General features: G+C 74.0%; 14 protein-coding genes. 6 read left to right on the top strand and 8 right to left on the bottom strand.

What is annotated here, in order from left to right:
- Positions 1-10: 10 nt before the first annotated feature.
- From ACFZB9_RS24975 to ACFZB9_RS24955, 5 genes are all read right to left on the bottom strand, one after another.
- Entirely contained in the window at positions 11-1942 is a 1932-nt protein-coding gene (locus ACFZB9_RS24975; protein ID WP_391450600.1) for a TOMM precursor leader peptide-binding protein, read from the bottom strand.
- Positions 1939-3723, bottom strand: coding sequence for a hypothetical protein (locus ACFZB9_RS24970; protein WP_391450599.1), 1785 nt, complete (start codon positions 3721-3723; stop codon positions 1939-1941). The genes ACFZB9_RS24975 and ACFZB9_RS24970 overlap by 4 nt, the downstream gene beginning before the upstream one ends.
- On the bottom strand, positions 3720-4853 hold the full coding sequence (locus ACFZB9_RS24965) for a lantibiotic dehydratase C-terminal domain-containing protein (RefSeq protein WP_391450597.1): 1134 nt from the start codon (positions 4851-4853) through the stop codon (positions 3720-3722). The genes ACFZB9_RS24970 and ACFZB9_RS24965 overlap by 4 nt, the downstream gene beginning before the upstream one ends.
- Positions 4854-4921: 68 nt before the next feature.
- Complete coding sequence (locus ACFZB9_RS24960; protein WP_391450596.1) at positions 4922-7630, bottom strand: lantibiotic dehydratase; 2709 nt, start codon at positions 7628-7630, stop codon at positions 4922-4924.
- Positions 7631-7829: 199 nt separating this feature from the next.
- Complete coding sequence (locus ACFZB9_RS24955) at positions 7830-8015, bottom strand: thiazolylpeptide-type bacteriocin (protein ID WP_391450594.1); 186 nt, start codon at positions 8013-8015, stop codon at positions 7830-7832.
- A gap of 440 nt (positions 8016-8455) precedes the next feature.
- Between ACFZB9_RS24955 and ACFZB9_RS24950 the strand changes: the two genes are divergently transcribed.
- Positions 8456-8704 carry a hypothetical protein gene (locus tag ACFZB9_RS24950; protein ID WP_391450593.1) on the top strand — a complete coding sequence of 83 codons (249 nt, stop codon included), beginning with the start codon at positions 8456-8458 and terminating at the stop codon, positions 8702-8704.
- Between the two features lie 106 nt (positions 8705-8810).
- The gene (locus tag ACFZB9_RS24945; protein WP_391450591.1) at positions 8811-9431 is read left to right on the top strand and encodes a hypothetical protein; all 621 of its coding nucleotides are present in this window, start codon (positions 8811-8813) and stop codon (positions 9429-9431) included.
- Positions 9432-9545: 114 nt separating this feature from the next.
- Here the strand turns inward: ACFZB9_RS24945 and ACFZB9_RS24940 are convergent, their stop codons facing one another.
- Positions 9546-10733 (bottom strand): GDSL-type esterase/lipase family protein, encoded by a 1188-nt coding sequence (locus tag ACFZB9_RS24940; protein ID WP_391450589.1) that lies wholly within the window; start codon positions 10731-10733, stop codon positions 9546-9548.
- A 41-nt stretch (positions 10734-10774) separates the two neighbouring features.
- A complete protein-coding gene (locus tag ACFZB9_RS24935; RefSeq protein ID WP_391450587.1) occupies positions 10775-11356 on the bottom strand; it encodes a TetR/AcrR family transcriptional regulator in 582 nt (193 codons plus the stop codon).
- 71 nt (positions 11357-11427) lie between these two features.
- On the opposite strand from ACFZB9_RS24935, the gene ACFZB9_RS24930 reads away from it, so the two are divergent.
- The 3 genes from ACFZB9_RS24930 (at position 11428) to ACFZB9_RS24920 (ending at position 15302) form a co-directional block, all read left to right on the top strand.
- Positions 11428-11919 carry an FBP domain-containing protein gene (locus ACFZB9_RS24930; protein WP_391450586.1) on the top strand — a complete coding sequence of 164 codons (492 nt, stop codon included), beginning with the start codon at positions 11428-11430 and terminating at the stop codon, positions 11917-11919.
- 181 nt (positions 11920-12100) lie between these two features.
- On the top strand, positions 12101-12304 hold the full coding sequence (locus tag ACFZB9_RS24925; protein ID WP_391450584.1) for a DUF6229 family protein: 204 nt from the start codon (positions 12101-12103) through the stop codon (positions 12302-12304).
- Positions 12305-12407: 103 nt separating this feature from the next.
- Positions 12408-15302, top strand: coding sequence for a type 2 lanthipeptide synthetase LanM family protein (locus ACFZB9_RS24920; protein ID WP_391450582.1), 2895 nt, complete (start codon positions 12408-12410; stop codon positions 15300-15302).
- A 48-nt stretch (positions 15303-15350) separates the two neighbouring features.
- On the opposite strand, the gene ACFZB9_RS24915 is transcribed toward ACFZB9_RS24920, so the two are convergent.
- Positions 15351-16079: a methyltransferase domain-containing protein gene (locus ACFZB9_RS24915; RefSeq protein WP_391450581.1), complete on the bottom strand. Its 729-nt coding sequence runs from the start codon at positions 16077-16079 to the stop codon at positions 15351-15353.
- 963 nt (positions 16080-17042) lie between these two features.
- Here ACFZB9_RS24915 and ACFZB9_RS24910 point away from each other — a divergent pair.
- On the top strand, positions 17043-18344 hold a 1302-nt coding region (locus ACFZB9_RS24910; protein ID WP_391450580.1), incomplete at its 3' end, for a condensation domain-containing protein.

Below are 18344 nucleotides of genomic sequence, written 5' to 3'. Positions count from 1 at the left end.
TCTGTCGGGATCACGGGAAGGGGTGCGGGTGGATCGTCAACTCGTCGTAGCGCAGCGGGCGTTCGGTGCGGCCGAGCCGGTGGGGAACCTCCAGCAGTCGGGGCAGCCCCCGGGTGCGGTGGTTGACGTGGCCGAAGGTCATCGGCAGTGAGCCGGGTACGACGACCTTCGCGCAGTACAGGCCGAGGCGGTCGCGCACCCCGGGCTCGTCCTGGCGCACCGCGATCACCTCCAGCCCCAGCTCCGACAGGTGCCGGACGGTCCGCTCCAGCAGCTCGGTCAGGTCGGGCACCGGCTCGGGAGCCCCGGGCCAGGCCTCGCGCCGGTCCAGCTCCGGCGTGTCGGCGAACAGGAAGGCCAGCCGCGGCTGCGCCTCGGGCAGCGTGTTCAGGCCGACGTGGTCGTCCAGGCCGAGGACCAGCTCCGGCTCCGTCAGCATCGGCCGCAGCCGCTCGGGCGCGTACGGCCGGTCCTCGCTCTGCGCGCGCCGGGCGCAGGCGTGGACGGTGGTGACCACCTCGATCACCGCGGACCGGATGGCGCTGCGCGGGTCGTGGTGGGCGCCCGCGGCGAGGAACACCCTGGGCGCGTCCGGATGATCGCCCTGGTAGCGGCAGACGGCGACCACGGCCGGGATGCCGAAGTCGTTGGTGGCGTCCAGCAGCAGCAGTTGGTAGCCGAGCAGGGCGGTGCGGTCGGCGAGCAGCCGTAGTTCGGGATCGTCGGCGGGCAGCGTGATCCGGCGCAGCGGGGTGGCGGTATGCCAGGCCATCAGAAAGGCGTCGCGCTCGGCGACCTCGAACAGGCCGTACAGCACGGCCTCCTGGGGACTGTTGCCGAGCCCGCAGCCATTGGAGCTCTCGTAGACGACGCGTGGCCGGTCGGGGTCGGGGACGTCCCAGTAGGCCACGTGCTCGGGCACGGCCAGCGGGCGGCGCTGGGTCAGCGACCAGCCGTGCACCCAGTCCAGCTCCAGCCGCGGGGTGTAGGGGACGGTTCGGCTCGCCGGGTGCCCGTGGTAGGCGGGATCGGGCAGGCCGAGCCGTGCCGGGTCCACGGCGCGGTCGGGTCCCAACTGCTCGTAGGAGGAGCGCAGTACGGTGCGGCGGCCGGTCGGGCGCATTCCGGTGTACCGCTCGACGGCCTCGAAGAGCGCCACGCGTTCGCTGCTCTCGAAGTCGCCGGCGCGACCGTAGCCGCCGTCGTCCAGCGCCCGGCCGTCGGTGGGGTAGGCGCTGGTCAGGCTGAACGCCGAGTCCTCGGTGCGGATCAGCCGGCGGACCGGGCCGAACCGCGTGTCGTGCAGGGCGGCGCGCAGGCCGGCGGCGCTGGTGCGGGAGTTGGGGCCGCGCAGCACCGTCGGGTCGGGCATCGGGCGGGCGACGCGCGGGAGTTCGGCGTCCTCGGGGGTGTCGGCGGGCAGCGGCGCGCAGACCGGGCAGCCGCCGATCGGGCGGATCCGGTGGGTGGACCAGGTGGCCCGGGCGCCGTGCAGCAGGTGAACGGTCGCGCCGGGGTGGTCGGTTGTCCCGCGGTGGTCGGTTGTCCCGGGGTGGTCGGTTGCCGGGTCCGCTGGTGCGTCCGGGGCGGTGAGCAGGTCGGTGGCCAGCGCCATGGTGGCCTCGTCGAGAGCGGGTGCGGCCGGGCCGGCCAGCTCCAGCTTCGGGCTCTGCCAGGGCACCCGGCCGCCCGTGGTGGCCAGCCGCTGGTACTCGGTGCAGCACAGGCAGGCCGCCGACCCCGGCCGCAGCACCGGGCCGATCACCGTGAGCGCGCCGTCGCGGCGCACCGGGACGTACGCCACGGGGTGGTCGAGCGCATGCCGGCTCAACTCCTCGGCCAGGCCCAGGCTCCACTCCTCCAGCAGGACGACGGCCGGGCCCGCGGTGGCCGCGAGGGCGGCGGCACCGGTGAGGACGGGGAGGGTGGGCGGTGCGCTCATCGGGCGGCTCCGGGTGTGCGCAGGACGGTGAAGCCGCAGCTGTGCAGGGCGGCGAGCAGTGCTTGGGCGGCGGGTTCGGTGTCGGCGGGGGTCCAGGGGGTCCAGGGGGTCCAAGGTGCCGGGTCCGGGGCGCTCGCCCGGTGCAGCTCGGTGCGCAGGTGGGCGCGCAGGGTGGCCTCGCGGGCGGCGAGGCCCGCGAGCCAGCCGGTCGTCCAGCCCTCGTCCTCCCAGCCGGCCGGCTCCAGGCCGGCGACCGCGAGCGGGGCCGAGGCGCCACTGGGCAGCGAGAAGTGACTGATCGTCAGGTCGAGCCCCTCGCTGACGATGTGGGCCAGAGCGCCCAGGGCGGCAAAGGTGGCCGCGTCGCCGGGTGTCGCCTCGATCGCACGGCCCAGTGGTCGGCCCGCCGCGCGGACGGTGGCGGAGTGCCCTCCCGTACCAAGCTGACGCATCGTCAACTCGGCCTGGATGCCGATACGTTCGGAAAGCGTGCGCCACCAGTGGCGGGCCTGCGGGTGCGCTGCCCAGGACTCCTCGGGCAGTGGCTCGCCGGGGCGGGCGCCGGCCGCGTGGCGCGTTGCCGCCCGGCGCAGGGCGCGGCTCCAGGCGTGGTCGGCGGTCGCGCCGACCGTCACCTGGGACTCCCCGTCGCTCAGCCGCAGCTCCGCCGCTCGGCAGACCGCGTCCAGCCGGGCCAGATCGGTCCGTGCCCCGGCGGCGAGGAGGGTGCCCTCGGGCTGCGCGCAGGCCACCAGCGCGACGGGCAGTTGTGGCAGCGCGCCGGGCAGCGCCGGGGGCAGGGGCCCGACCCGTTCGTCCCCGAGGGCGGCCGCCCGGCGCAGCGCCTCCCGGAGTGTGTCCGGCGCGGGCAGCGGCGTGGTGCGCTCGGGGTCCAGCAGGCGTGGGCCGAGCCAGGTGCGGTAGTCGGCCCGCGGTGGACGGGCGTCGGCGACCAGCACCGCGGGCCGGTCCGGCAGCACCCGCTCGTCCTCGCCCTCGTGGGCGGGATCGGGTAGTCCGGCGACGGCGCAGAGCAGCCGCTGGGCGGCGGCCGCGGCCACCAGGGTGCCGAATGTGCCGAGTGTGGTGGGCGCGGGGGGCGTGATCGGCGTGCTCGGGGTGTCGTCCGCGGCCAGGTCCAGTCGGGTGGTCAGGGCCGTGGCGTCCGCGGCGGCCTGCTCGGGGCTGCCGGGCGCCGTGACGAAGCCGCCGTCCGCCGTCACCAGGGCCGCGATCGCCGTGGGCCCCGCCGGTCCCTGCGCGAGCAGGAGCAGCCCGGCGGGACCGGCGGCGACGGTCGGCTCGGCCCCCGCGCGGCGCAGTGCCCGGGCGGCGGCCTGGGCGATCGGTCCCGCCGGGTCGGCGGCCAGCACGCGGGGTCGGGCCGCTGCGATGGCCGCCGCCGCTGCGGCCGGGTCCGCTGCCGCGGCGCGCAGCCAGGGCGAGGCGGTGTCGCTTCGGGCCACCAGGAGGTCGTGCGTGTGCAGGTGGCCGATCAGTGTGTTCAGTGCGGTGCGCAGCGGCGAGCCGACCGGGGCGCGCTCGGTCAGCGCGGCGTGGTCGCCGGTGTGCAGCGCCTGCGCCAGCAACTGCCACAGCGCGGGGAGCGCGCGGCTGCCCTCCAGCGTGACGCTGGAGCGCCAGCCGCGCAGGTGCAGCCCGTCGCGCAGCGGGGTGACCGCGAGGCCCGGTCGGAGCTGATGTGCCGTCAGGGTGGCGACGCTGTCGGCTGGTTGGTCAGTGCTGCCGTTCTCGGTGCCGTGCTCGACCGCGGTGCTCATGAGGCGGCCTCGACCGCCGTGATGACCTCGTCCAGTCGCTCGCGCCAGCGGTGCCCGGTGAGGACGGGCACGGTCTGGACGACCAGGTAGGCGGCCAGGTAGCGCTCCAACGGCCGGATGTCGCAGATGGTGAAAAGCCGGTACAGGGCGTTGGTGCAGGCGCGGTAGACCAGGTAGTCGGGGCGCTGGAACATCGCCCCCTGCGGGTCCGATCGGCCCAGCAGCTGGTGGAACTCGCTGTACGTGGTGCGGATGTCGGGGCTCCAGCGCTCCAGCTGCGCCGGATCCCCGGTGGCGGCCGCGCGCTCCTGGTACTCCGCCGGGCGCCCGTGCAGATCGGCGCCGGCGTCGAGCCGCTGCTGCGTCAGCTGCCAGGCGTCGGCCGACCAGCGCGCCCACGGTCGCTCGCGTTCCAGCAGGTCGCCGGCGGCGATCCGTTCGACCAGGGCGGTCACCGCCTCCCGTGAGTCGTGCCAGCGCTGCTCGAAGGCCTGCCGCAGCCTGCCGTCCTGGTCGTCGTGGACCAGGAAGTCCTCCAGGTGGGAGACGTAGGAGTAGTGGCCGCCCACCAGCGAGTCGGGATGCGCGCAGGCGTGCGCGGCCAGTGCCGCCACCAGCAGCTGGATCCGGGCGGCGCCGCTGTCCCCGTGCTCGCCGAGGAAGGTCGAACCCGCGCGCAGGGCGGGCAGGCCCAGTCGCAGCAGATCGTCGCGCAGGGTGGCGCTGTCGGGGCCGAGCAGGGCGCGCAGCGCGGAGCGGTCGACGCCTTCGATCCGGACGGTGTTGTCGGGCACCACCGGGCCGTAGGGCGGGGCGATCAGTTCGATGCGGCCCGCCGCCGCGGCCTCGGCGAGCAGCTCGGCCTCGCTGCGATCGCTCTGCGAGGGGTGCGCGCGCAGCCACGCGCGCAGGGCCGTCGCACCCTGCTCGGCCGCGGCGGCCACCTGCTCGGGCGGGCCGTCGATCCGCAGCCGCAGATGCGGGCCGTGCAGCCAGTGCCGCTCCACCTGGACGGACAGCCCCTGCGCCGTGAACCGGTCGGCGAGCGGCAGGATCGCCTCGCGCAGCAACGGGCCCTTGGCCGGCTGGTGGTAGTAGGCGACCAGGTCGCGGGCGTTCTCGTCGGACACGGGTGACTCCTGCTCACGGCGGTCGGGGCGGCGGGTCGTGCTGGATCGTGGCCCGGGTCTGGGAGAGGTCACGAGTCCATCCCCGAAGGCTGTCCGGCGCGGTAGGTCTCGGCCACCAACTCCACCGCCCGGGTGGGCCGGTCCCGGCCGCCGGGTGCGGGCAGTGCCTCCTCCAGCACCACGCCGCTCGGCAGCCGGGCCAGCCAGCGCCCCAGGCAACGCAGGTGCAGGGCGTTGCCGAGGTCGACGAACTGTGGCTTGGGCTGGCGTAGTTGGGTGAGCAGATCGTCGGCGGTCCAGGTGGTCGAGACGGCCGGGGCCGGGCGCAGGAAGAGCTGCTCGGGCAGGCCGAGCAGGGCACGCCAGCGGGCGGCGGTCGCCACCGGCACCTCCTGATCGGCGGCCAGCTCGGCGCGGAGCGCCCCGACGGCCTCGGCCGGCAGGTGCCAGCGGCGCCGCTGCAGGACCAGGTGGCGGTAGGTCAGCCTGGGGGTGCGGAGCACCCGGCCGCCGCCGGGTGCCGTCAGCTCGGCGTGCGGGAGCAGCGCGCGGAAGTCGACGACACCGTGCGGCTGGTCGGAGAGCAGTGGGGCGAGCCGCTGGGGCAGCATGACGGGGGCCAGGAAGCCCGCGTACACCACCTCCAGCCACTCGCCGGTGGCACGCAGCCGCAGCCGCACCTGGTCGCCGGCCCGGTCGTGGACCAACTCCAGATCGGCCTCGCCGATCGAGGCCCAGCGCCGGTCGGGGCCGATCTCGTCGGGGAGCAGCAGCGGGTGCAGGTTGGCGTTGAAGCCGCCGACCGGGCGGACCTGGGCGGCCCGCACCCCGGGGCCCAGCCCCCGGCGGATCTGCCGGGCGACCTCGGTGGTGGCGGCCGGGTCCAGCGTGTCCAGGAACCGGCTGGTGAACCGGCCCCAGCCGCCGTACACCTGGTTGACGCAGAGCCGCTCGCCGTGCGCGTCGCGCTGGACGAAGTACGAGTAGCTGACCGGGCGTTCCACCGCCCAGCCGGGCAGCCGCGCGCCGAGCCCGCGGACCAGGGCGGTCGGCAGCTCGACATCCCGCAGGCCGCCGTCCGCATCCTGAAGACCGCCGTCCGCCTCCCGCGGTCCGCGCTGCGCCGCGGCCCCGCCCCTGGCAACGGTGCTCGCCACAGCAGCTCGCAGCTCGGCCAACTCGGCCAGACTCTCGGGGAGTTCGGAGAGCCGATCGCTCAGTACGGGGAGTTGCCAGGCGGCCTCCCAGGCGGCGGCCACCTCGGCGCCGAACTCCCACAGGTGCGGGCAGCTCCCGCCGACCCCGTAGCAGGCCACGAAGCGGTCGCGGACGAGCCGGCGGACCACATGGCCGGTGTCGAAGAGCTCGGCGAGCGGCGTCAGTTCGGCCAGGGCCTCGGTGTCCGCGGCGGTGAGCTGTCCGTCCAGGTGCAGTACGGCCGGTGCCACCACGTCCTCGGACAGCACGGTCAGCGCCGCGCCCTGCTCGGGGACCGGGCGGCCGGCTCGGGCCAGCACGGCGGTCCAGCGCGTCTCCAGATCGGTGAGCGCGGCCGGGCGCCGCTCGGCGGCCAGCAGGGTGAAGTGCCGGGTGAGCCGGTCGATCTCCTCGATCCGGTCGGCGAGTTCGGCGTCCTCGGGCCAGGCCCGCAGCCACTGCGACAGCCGCGCCAATGGCTGGTCGCCCTGCGGATCCAGCGGCTCGCTGGGGACCAGCAGTCCCGCCTCGGTCAGTCGCTCCAGAAAGCCGGCCGCCGCCACCCCGCCCGCCGGGCCGGGCAGGGCGGCGCTCAGCAGCTCGGTCAACTCGGCCAGGGTGGCCGGGGTGTGGGACTGCGCCGTGACGAAGGCGAGCGGCCCGGTGGCGGCCAGCGCGACCTCGTCCTCGGAGCTGATCAGGAACCGCCCGCCGGCGAACGCCGGTCGACTGCGGGCGTAGGCTGCCTGCCCGTCGCCGACCCGCGCGGAGCTGGTGATCCGGTGCGGCAGTTCGGCGCGTCGGCGCGGGGAGTCGAGCAGCGCCTGGCCGAGCGCGCTGACCAGCGCCCGGTTGACCTTCACCACCGCGGTCAGCGGGCCTGCTGCCAACTCGTCGCAGAGGGCGCCCGGTTGCGCGGCCCCGGCGGGTGTGGTGGCCGGCCTGCCCCAGCCGACGGCGGTGAACCAGGAGAGCGGACTGGTCTTGGTGCTGGCCCGCAGGGCGTAACGCAGCACCCCGGGCTCCTCCTTGCGGGCCCGCTTGTCGCCGGCGCCGGCCCCGGCGCGCTCGACGGCCCGCAGCAGGTCGGCGCTGGTGAGCGCGACCGCCCGGGCCAGTGCGGGCTCCCGGCAGAGCGCCGACAGGGCCTCCCGTTCGGCGGCCAGTGCGGGCAGGGCGGTGGTGTCGGCGGCGGCGAGCAGCGCCTCCTGCCGTCGGCGCAGCCGCAGCCAGGCGGCCAGCTCGGGCACCCGCTCGGGCAGGTCGCCGAGGCGTTGCAGCAGCGCGGGGCGGGGCTCGCGCCGCTGGTGCAGTGAGCGTCGCAGCGGTAGGACCACCTCGCGATGGAAGCTCTGCGAGTGGCCGGTGGCGCTGTCGTGCAGGGCGTCGCCGAGCAGTGGCCGCAGGGCAGCAAACTCGCCTTCGGTCTCGGTGAGTTCGGCGGCTTCGGCGCGGAAAGCGGTGGCCCGCGGGTGCTCGGCGGGGTGACACAGTACGGTGGCGCGCACCAGGGCGTACGGCGCGCAGTGCACGGCGTAGCCGAGTGCCGGGCAGGCCGGCTCCGTGGCGTACGTCGTCATCACACCCCCGCTTTCGTTGACATGTCCTGGGTGGTCAGGCCTTTCGTTACCGCACGTACGGATCTGCCGGCCGAGCCACATCCTCGGGGCACCCGGTGGTGGCCGGGTGCCCCGAGGCGGGTGGCGGGTCCTGACGCCGACCGGCGGCTGTCGCCTGTCAGACGTCAGGAGCCGGCTGTCGGGCGCGACGTGGCGATGGTCAGGCGGCGGTGTACGGGCTCTGCGGGTTCTGCTGCGCACAGGACGAGGAGCCCTGGCAGGAGCTCGACCCCCAGGACGCGCCGCCCTCGGGCAGCGCGGCGCTGTCGCGCAGCGAGGTGACGGTGAGGTCGCTGAGGTCGAGGTCCTGAAGCTCGAAGCTCGGGGTCTCGTTGATGTCGGACATGGTGGATCTCCTTCCGGTTGGGAGCGTGGGACCGGGACCTACCCCGGGGTGGAGCCGGTCAAGCGCCGATCGAGAGCGACTTCAGGCCGGACCGCGCCGGTCTTCCCGCTCCGATGTTCCTGGCGTCAGCACTGCTTGAGTGTGCGTCAGGTGCACCTCCAGGTCAGGTCACTGTCGCAGGGTATGTCGGTGCGCTGTCGCCGTGATGATGCGTCGCTGACACGGCTGCCCCTGCTGGGGAAAAGTCGTCGCGTCGCGGGGCGTTGATTGCTGGCCTCCCGGAATGTGACGACCGAGGATCCCAAGGACGTGGTCCGGCGCGGATACGACCGGCTGTCGGACCACTACGATCGCGCCTACGGCAGCGAGACCGAGTACGGCCCCTGGATCGAGGAGTTGCCGGCCGGGCTGCCGGCCGGCGGTTCGGTGCTGGACGTCGGGTGCGGCAGCGGGGTGCCGGCAGCGGGGTGCCGGTGGCGCGGGCCGTGCAGGCGGCCGGGCACCGGGCGTGGAGCGGCACGGACGAGAACTGGCTCGGCGGCGGCGCGGCGATGTGGTGGAGCCACCCGGATGCCGCCACCGGTCGCGGCCGGCTGGTCGGCGCCGGGCTGGAGCCGGTCGCCGAGGAGTTCGTCCCGGAGGGCGACGGCGGTCACGCGCTGTTCTGGGCCCGTCGGCCACCCGGGTGAACCACGCGGGAACCGCGCGGGCCGGCAACACCGCCGCCCACCCGTGCGCCGCATCGGCAGCCACCCGGTATGACGCCGCGCACCGAGGTGGGGGAGCATTCCGACTATGGATATCCAAACGCTCGTCCGCACCCGCCGCGCCCTGCACGCCGTCGCCGAGCTGGTGCTGGCCGGGCCGCAGTACCGGGCCAGCGGCACGATCAGGCTGCGCGCCGCCCTCGGCGGCTTCGCCACCACCGCCGAGCCGCATGCGCAGGTCGTCGGCGCCGAGCTGGTGGCGGCCGACGAGCGTCTCTACCTGGAGTGGACCACCTGCGCCGCCCTCGCGGCCGCGATCGGGGTGAGCGCCGGGGCGCCCGCCGGCGTCTACCAGGACGGCTCCGGCGCCACGCCGCACGATGCGATCGAAGCCGATCCGCAGGCCGCCAAGCTGATCGCGCAGGCCTTCGCGGTCGGCGACGCGGCCCTGCGGAGGCTCTTCCCGCAGGCCGAGCCGGTCATCTGGCCCGAGCACTTCGACATCGCGGTGACCGTGGCGGAGGTCAACTACGGCGTCTCGCCGGGGGACGGCTTCCAGGCCGAACCGTATGCCTTCGTCGGCCCGCAGACGCCGCCGCAGGGGCCGTTCTGGAACGCACCGTTCGGCGCGGCGGTCACGCTGCGCGAGCTCGGGGGAGTGGACGGGGTGGTGGCCTTCTTCGAGCAGGGGCGCGAGCTGCTGGGCTGACCGCCGCCCGCGCCCCCGCCGCCCGCGCCCCCGCCGCCCGCGCCCCCGCCGCTCGCGACCCCCACCCCGCTCGCGACCCCGGTACCGTTCACGGCCCCCGCCACCTGGCCCCCGCTACCCGTGACGCTCCGCGAAGGGGCCGTCGGCGGCGAAGGCCAGCGCGGCGAAGCGTTCGCCCATGCGGCGGTGGGTGGCGGCGTCCGGGTGGATCTCGTCGGGCAGCGGAAGCTCGGCGTAGTCGGCCCGGCCGTAGAGCTCCCGGCCGTCGAGGTAGTACAGGTTCGGGTCCTCGGCCGACCGCTGCGCCACGATCCGGGCCAGCTCCTCGCGGATGACGCCCAGGGCCAGCTTCCCGCTCGCGCGCTCCGCCGGATCGCCCGCGGCCCGGAACCGCAGCTGCCCGCCCGCGAGCGAGCCGAAGTCGGGGAGGCTGGGGCCGGGCGTCTCCTCGTGGATGGGGCACAGGACGGCGGAGACGACCAGCAGCGGGGTGTCGGGGTGGCCCTCGCGGATGGTGTCCAGGAAGCCGTGCACGGCCGGGGTGAAGGCGCGCAGCCGCATCAGGTCGGTGTTCACCAGATTGATGCCGAGCTTCACGCTGATCAGGTCGGCGGGGGTGTCCCGCATCGCGCGGGCGGTGAACGGGTCGAGCAGTGCGCTGCCGCCGAAGCCCAGGTTGATCAGGTCCACGCCGCCGAGCGTGGCGGCCAGGGCGGGCCAGGTGGCGGTCGGGCTCGGGGCGCCGGAGCCGTGGCTGATCGAACTGCCGTGGTGCAGCCACACCTTGCGGTCGCGCTGCGGCGCGGGCTCGACGGGGGCGTCGGTGCGCAGGGTGAGCAGCTCGGTGGTCTCGTTGTGCGGCAGCCAGATCTCGACGTCCTTGGCGTCCTCGGGCAGGCCGGTGAAGCGCAGGGTGCCGGGCGGGCCCGGCCGGTGCTCGGTGGTCCCGGTGGTCATGTCGATGGTCAGGGTGTTGCCGCCGCTGACGCGGCCCTGGCCGGCCGGACGGCCGTCGACGAGCAGGTCGTAGACCCCCTCCGGGCGGGGCGGGGCGCCGACGTAGACCTGCTTGGTGGGCAGGGTGTCCAGCTCGATGGCGGTGGCCCGGGTGCGGAAGACCAGCCGGACGCCGGAGGGCTGGGCCTCGGCCATGGCGAGCTGTCCGTCGGTGCACTGGGCGCGGGCCCGGGCGGGCAGCCGGTGCGGGAGCACGCCGTGGGCGGTGTGCTCCAGGTCGAGGGCACCGCGCAGCAGGTCGGCGGTGACGGGGGTGGTGATCCAGTCGGGCGTGCCGGTGGGCATGGGGCTCAGCCTGTCGTTCGTGGTGGTGAGGGGGTTGCCGGTCAGGGGTGGGGCCGTGCCTCGGGCCAGTTGCGCAGCAGGGCGTCCAGAGCGTCCAGCACCCGGGTCCAGGTCTCCTGGCTGTCGGGGGCGCTGTGGCTGAAGCCGCCCGCCAGCTCCAGGCTGACGTAGCCGTGGAAGACGCTGCCCAGCAGCCGGACGGCGTGCGTCTCGTCCGGCTCGGTCAGGTCGTAGCCGCGCAGGATCGCCCGGGTCATCTGGGAGTGCCGCACGCCGGCACTGGCGGCGGCGGTCTGCGGGTCGAGCCGGAACTGGGTGGCGGCGTAGCGGCCCGGGTGCTCGCGGGCGTAGTCGCGGTAGACGTTGGCGAGGGCGGTCAGCGCGTCCTTGCCGGCCCGCCCGGCCAGCGCCTCGGCGGCCTGGTCGGCGAGCTCCTCCAGGGCGAGCAGGGCGATCCTGGTCCTGAGGTCCTGCGAGTTCTTCACGTGCGAGTAGAGACTCGCCACCTTGACGTCGAACCGTCTGGCGAGTTCCGAGACGGTCACCTGGTCGAAGCCGACCTCGTCGGCCAGTTCCGCTCCGGCCTGGGTCAGGCGTTCCGGGGTCAGTCCTGCGCGTGCCATAGCCTGCCTCTCAATCGACAGAACCTATTATGCATTTGCCTAAAGCCTTTAGGCAAATTAGCCTGCGTTCTATGAAGCCACTGACCGAGCAAGAGATCCGTGCCGCCTTCGTCAACTGCACCAAGGGCGAGGTGAAGCGGCTGGCCGTCCCGCGTGACCTGGCCGACCGCCCCTGGGACGACCTGGACTACCTCGGCTGGCGAGATCCACAGGCGCCCGACCGCGCCTACCTCGTCGCCGAGCTGGACGGCCGCCCGCAGGCCGTCGCGCTGCGCTGCCCCAGCCCTTCCTCCTGGCAGCTGCGGCGCAGCATGTGCTCGATGTGCCTGACCACCCACACCGGCGGCGTCTGCCTGATGGTGGCGCGCAAGGCGGGCAAGGCCGGGCAGCAGGGCAACTCGGTGGGCGGCTACCTCTGCAACGACCTCGCCTGCTCGCTCTACGTGCGGGGCAAGAAGGAGGCGGGCGCCGGGGCGCGGCTGCAGGAGTCGCTCACCCTGGAGGAGAAGATCCGGCGCACCGTGGCCAATGTCGCCGCGTTCATCGAGAAGGTGACCGCCTGAGCCGGGAGGCGACGAGGGCTTGTCCGGTGCGGGCAACGGCTCTGCGCTGCCCGCACCGGACAGCGGGGTGAGGGGCTCGGAAAACTGCTGTGGATATGGCTGGATTTCGCAGCAGCCGAGATGGAGATGCCGTCCTACCGTGACCGGACAACTGGTCCACCCCGGAATGGAGTTGAGTGACATGCCCACGCTCACCAGATCCCGCACGGACGCCGTGGTCGCGGCCTGGCTCGGCGGCGCCGAGGGCGCCGACGGCCTGGCCAACCCGGCCGGCCCGCTCTATGTGGGCGGCGCCGCCGCCGAGGCCGCGCTCGCCGAGTCCCACGAAGGCATCCTCACCCACTGCAGCAGCTGTAGCGCTTCGATGCACAGCTACTGCTGCTGACCCAACCCGCGACAGCGGGCGGCGGTTCCGCGGCACGGGAGCGCCGCCCGTCCGTGCGTCGGCCCGCCGGCCACGCGGCCGAGGATCCGGAGAGGACGCACCCATGCCGCAGGAGGCCGTCGAAGTGCCGCTGGAGGAGGGCTGGTTCGCCGAGCCGGTGCACGCCCTGGCCGCCCCGCTGCTCGCCGGGCTGGAGCGCCGCCTCCCGGAGCTGACCGGCCTGGCCGAGGAGGAACGGCAGGTGCTGGCCACCGCCCTGCGCACCGGCCTGTCGCGCTCGCTCCAGCTCAAGCTCAACCGGGTCTTCCTGCTGGAGCTGCGGGCCGCGGCGCTCGCCGGTGAGCTGACGGGCGCGGACGGGAGGGACCGCTGGCACAGCTTCCTGCGGCGCGCCGTCAGCGGCGACTACCTGGACGGGCTGCGCGAGCGCTACCCCGTGCTGCACGAGCGGGTTCGCGCGGCCGGGCGGCTCCACCTGGACGCCGGACTCACCCTGGCCCGGCGGCTGGCGGCCGACCGGGTGGCGCTCGGCGAGCTGCTGGGCGGGCCCGCCGGGGCGCTGCTCGAACTCGAACTCGGCGCCGGCGACCAGCACCGGGGCGGGCACGCGGTGGCCAGGCTGCGCTTCGAGGGCGGCACGGTGATGTACAAGCCGCGCTCGCTGCGGGTCGACGCGGCGCTGCGCGACCTGCTGGACGCGGTGCTCCCACCCGGGCCGACCGCCGGGCCGACCGCCGGGCCCACCGCTGGGCCCACCGCGCCGATCCGGGTGCCCGCGGTGCTGACCCGGGTGGACCCTGGCGGCGAGCCGTACGGCTGGGCCGCCCACGTCGAGCACGTGTACTGCCAGGGCGAGGCCGAACTCGCCCTGTTCTACCGGAACCTGGGCCATTGGCTGGCCGTCGTGCGGCTGGTCGGCGGCACCGACCTGCACGCCGAGAACCTGCTCGCGCACGGTCCGGTACCGGTGGTGGTCGACGCCGAGACCCTGTTCACCCCCGATCCGCCGACCGAGCCCAGCGGGCGCGGCGAGGCGGTCGACCTGGCCGCCGGCGCGGTGCGCAGCACCGTGCTGCGCACCGGCATCCTGCCGCTGCGCCTGGACGGCTACACCCTGGCCGGGGTCGACCTCTCGGCGGCCGGCGGGCTGCCGGGGCAGCAGCCGCGGATCCCGATGCCGGTGATCGTGGACGGCGGGCGGGACAGCGCCCGGATGGAGCTGACCGCCGTCGAGGTCCGGGCGGCTCGCAACCACCCCAGCCCCGCACCGGTGTTGGGCCGCCACTGGCAGCAGGTCCTGGGCGGGTTCGAGGAGTTGACGGCGCGGCTGCGCCGACTGGACGACCGGAGCGAACTGCGCCGCGCGCTCAGCGGGTTCGAGGGCTGCGAGGTGCGGGTGATCCGCCGTCCCACCCAGGCGTACATGGAGATCGGCCGGATGCTCTGGCACCCCGCCTCGCTGCACGACCCGGCCGCCGCGCTGGACCGGGCCAGGGACATCCTGACCCGCAACGCGCAGGGCAACCCGGCCGCGCCCCGGCAGGCCGCGGAGATCGAGGCGGAGATCGACGACCTGCTGCTCGGCGACGTGCCGGTCTTCACCACGTTCGTGGACGCGGCCACGCTGGCGGCAGCGCTGACCGACTGGCGCACGGCCGACTTCGCCCTGGAACAGGAGGTGATCCGCGGGGCCCTGGTCGGCGCCTATCTGAATGAGCGTCAGTTCCCCTCGCGGATACCGAAACCGGCCACTGATCCGCACCTGCGAGAGGCCGAGGAGCGCCGGCGGCGGCTGGCTGCGGAGGCGGTCCGCACGATCGCCGCCGCCGCGGTGCGCGGCGGGGACGGCACGGCCACCTGGATCAGCCCGGTGCTCACCGACGTCGGCTGGGCGATCCGCCCGCTGACCGCCGACCTCTACAGCGGGCAGGGCGGCGTCGTCCTCGCGCTGGCCCAGTACCGGCAGGAACAGGCCGCCGGCCGGGCCGACCCGGTGGAGGGCGTCGACGAACTGCTGCGAGGTGCGCTGCGGGTGCTCGCCGCCACCGAGGACCTGCTGCCCACCCGGCAGATCGGCGGCTTCACCGGCCTTGCCTCCCAGCTGTGGACCTGGTCGACCCTGCACGAAGTCCTCGGCGAGGAATGGCTGTTGGAACGCGCCCAGGCCAGGGCCGGGCTGCTCGACGCGGAGCGGATCGGCCAGGACCGGGCGCTGGACGTGCTCGGTGGCGCGGCCGGCGCCGTCGTGCCGCTGCTGGCACTCGCCGAGACCACCGGCGCACAGCGCTGGCTGGCGGCCGCCGCCGAGGCGGGCCGGCATCTGGAGCGGACGGTGGTGCTGGACGAGCGCGGTGCGCACTGGCCCACCGCCCTCTTCCCCGCTGCCGTGGGCGGCTTCGCGCACGGCGCCACCGGGATGGGCTGGGCGCTGACCAGGCTCGCGCTCAGCCCGGCTGGGACGCCGGCCGACCGTGAGCGCTGGCGCCGACTCGCCGACCAGGCGCTCGGGTTCGAACGATCGCTGTACTCGCCGACGGCCGGCGCCTGGGCCGACCTGCGGGAGACCAGCGGCGTGGAGCACGCCACCGCGTGGTGCCACGGCGCCACCGGCATCGGGCTGGCCGCCGTGGACCTCTACCGGCGCACCGGGGATCCGGCCCACCTGGAGACCGCCCGCCGGGCCGGGCCGGCCGCGCTGCGCGAGGGCTTCGGCTGGACCCACACCCTGTGCCACGGGGACCTGGGCCTGTGGGAGCTACTGACGGCGCTGCGCGACTGCGACCCGTCGGCCGTGCCCCCGGAGCACGAGCAACGCGGCGTCGCCGATGCCGAGTTGCTCAGCGGCCTGGAGGAGCACGGCGCGATCGGCGGGCTGGCCAGGGAGGCGTTCTCGCCCGGTCTGCTGCCGGGCCTGGCCGGTGTGGTCAACCTGCTGCTGCGGATGCACCCCGGCCGGCGGCCGGCCTCCCCGCTGCTGCTCGGCCGCGCGGGGGAGTGACCGGCGGCCGAGCGGCAGCGGGCGGCGGGAGCACCCCGCGGTTCCACGTCAGCGGCTGGTTCCACGCCAACGTCCCCCGGTGCTGCCGGTGTTCCGGTAGAGCCGGGTCTCGAAGTACGGGTCGTCCGGCGACGCGAGGGTCTCGCCCGCCTGCGACCAGGAGGTGCGCCCGTCGAGCACGGGGAGCAGAGCCGAGCCGACGAAACAGAGCACCGCGGCGCGCGGTGCCCGGGCGAGGGAGTCTTCGATGCGGTCGAGCACCACGGCGGCGACAGCAGGGGTGAACGGCTCGTAGAAGTAGAAGAAACCGGCGTCCTCGGGGATCTCGAAATCCCGTGCGTCCTGGCAGCGGACCTCCAGGGCGGGCCGGTTGCCGCGACCCTGCGGCAGGCGCTCGATGTTCCTTCGCGCGATCGTACAGAGCTCCAGGGAGAACTCCACCCCGACGACCTTCTTGAAAGGGTACTCGGCGGCGACCAGCAGGACCCGCCCTTTACCTGAGCCGAAGTCGACGAAGGACACCTCGGCCTGCTCGACGGCAGCCGTCTCGATCGCCTGACGAATGGTGCGCACCGGTGTGGGCGAGTAGCGCGAGTTGTTCACCAGGGTGCTGTCGTCGGCCTCCTGGATCTCCCAGGGCTCCACCGGGCTGCTGGTCTCGACACCGAGCGAGGCGTCGAAGTCCTCAAGGCCGTCGATCCTGGCCAGATTGGCGTCGAAGCGCTGCTTCAGGTCCAGTGAGTCAAGGGCACGGCGCCGGGCGTTGTTCTCTGGCATGGAAGCTTTCCACGTCCCTGATGGTCGGGTCGGTCGCAGGCAGGAGCTGCCTGCGGCACGGGTGACGGCAGCCGGCCGGGCGAGTGGGCAGGCGAAGGTCTGGCGGCGACGGAGGATCAAGGCGGCGACGTTCACTCGGTCAGCGCTCGATCACGCTAGGCGATACCTCGGGCATCCAGTATGACCCAGGTCACATTGGACTGGGTATGCGAACAATTGATGCCGGCGGGGCGGCCGACCGCCGGCGGACCCTGCCCGGCGTGGGGCCGCCGAATCGGGAGGTGGCAGTGGTCCGTGGGCGAAACTCCCTGCTGCGGCAAGCGGATTCTCGCCTTGACGTGCTGTGGATCGCCTGATTGACTCGCGCCGAGGGTCCGGTTCCGGGCCCGGTTGGACCGAACACCAAAAGCTCGACGGGGGAGTTTGCGTTCATGGTGGAACACGGTCGGCGTCGATGGCGGGGCGTCAGCTTGGGCTCTGGCCCGCATGGTTACGTACGGTTGCTGTTTGGCGCGGGCGCGCCTTGCATGAGCCCGCCGCGTTGCGCCGCAGGGCCTGCTGGGCCGGACGGTCAGCGCATCCTCACCCGCCCGTCGCCGCTCCCTCGCGCCTCGCGCCGCGTCATCACCTCCTCCGTCCGGACCCCGTAGCGGGAAGCGGAGCCGATGGCCCCGGCGGGTAGCTGCGGGAGATCGCACGCCTCGCCCGGTCACCGGGAAGCGTCCCGCGTTCAGCCGAGACGCCATGGGATCTCCTGTGTTCCTCTCGGCGCTTTCCCCTGCCTTCGCACATTCGCTGCCACCTGGGCAGCCGCTCCGCCCTGCCCTCGCGCAACCGATCTGGCGTGTGCGATCCATGAGTCTGTGTGAGGGCTCTACTTCGACGTTTCTGCCGACTTGGCCCGGACAGTCCGCCAGTGCCTCAGCTTTGCTCAGTGTTGGGGCAGGAAGAAGGAATCAGCTCGTGATCCCCTTGTCCTTCGCACAGCGCCGCCTCTGGTTCCTGCACAAGCTGGAGGGCCCGTCGGCCACGTACAACATGCCGCTGACGCTGCGGCTGAAGGGCGAGGTCGACGCGGAGGCGCTGCAGGCGGCCCTTCGCGATGTGATGGAGCGTCATGAGTCGCTGCGCACCGTCTTTCCCGAGGTGGACGGTGAGCCGCACCAACTGGTCCTGGAGTCAGGCGAGTTCGACCTCGACTGGGCGGTCGGGCCGGTCGCCGAGGCGGCGCTGACCGAGGAGCTGGAGGCGGCCGCGCGCCAGACCTTCGACCTCGCCACCCAGATACCGATCCGGGCCTGGCTGTTCCAGCTGGGCCCGGACGAGTTCGTGCTGTTGCTGTTGATGCATCACATCGCGGGTGACGGCTGGTCGATGGGACCGCTGGCCCGCGACCTCCTGGAGGCGTACACCGCGCGGGTCGAGGGACGCACCCCGCAGTGGGACGAACTCCCCGTCCAGTACGTCGACTACACCCTGTGGCAGCGGGAGATGCTCGGCGACGAGTCGGATCCGCAGAGCCTGTATGCCAAGCAAGTCGCCTACTGGGTTGATCGTCTGACAGACCTTCCGGAACAGGTCACCCTGCCCAGCGACCGGCCGCGCCCCGCGCAGGCCACCTACGCGGGTGACCAGTTGATGTTCGAGTTCACCCCGGAGCTGCACCGGGGCCTGGTCGCGCTGGCACGCGGCTCCAACACCACCGTGTTCATGGTGTTGCAGGCCGCCATGGCGGCGCTGCTCACCCGGCTCGGCGCGGGGACCGACATCGCGCTCGGCAGTGGTGTCGCGGGTCGTACCGACGAGGCGCTCGACGACCTGGTCGGCCTCTTCGTCAACATGTTCGTGCTGCGCACCGACACCTCCGACGCCCCCGCGTTCGACGAGCTGCTCCGGCGCGTGCGCGAGGCGAGCCTGGCCGCCTACGAGCACCAGGACGTGCCGTTCGAGCGCCTGGTGGAGCTGCTCAACCCGCACCGCTCGAACTCCCACCACCCGCTCTTCCAGGTGGCGCTGGTCCTGCAGAACGCGCCGAGCGAGGAGTTCGAACTCCCGGGCCTCCAGGTGCACGCGGAGGTCCTCGGCTCCGGCACCTCGCGCTTCGACCTGCTCATCTCGCTCACCGAGCACCAGGACCAGGCACAGACCCCGGTAGGCATCGAGGTGCTGGTCGAGTACTCGACGGACCTGTTCGACCGCTCGACGGTGGAGTCGGTGCTGGCGCGTTGGGTGCGGTTGTTGGAGCAGGTGGTGGCGGATCCGTCG

It is taken from the genome of Kitasatospora sp. NPDC008050 (genome assembly GCF_042957465.1).
Classification (GTDB): domain Bacteria; phylum Actinomycetota; class Actinomycetes; order Streptomycetales; family Streptomycetaceae; genus Kitasatospora.
Note: the sequence above shows the minus strand (reverse complement) of the source record. Positions and strands in the feature narration are given on the sequence as shown.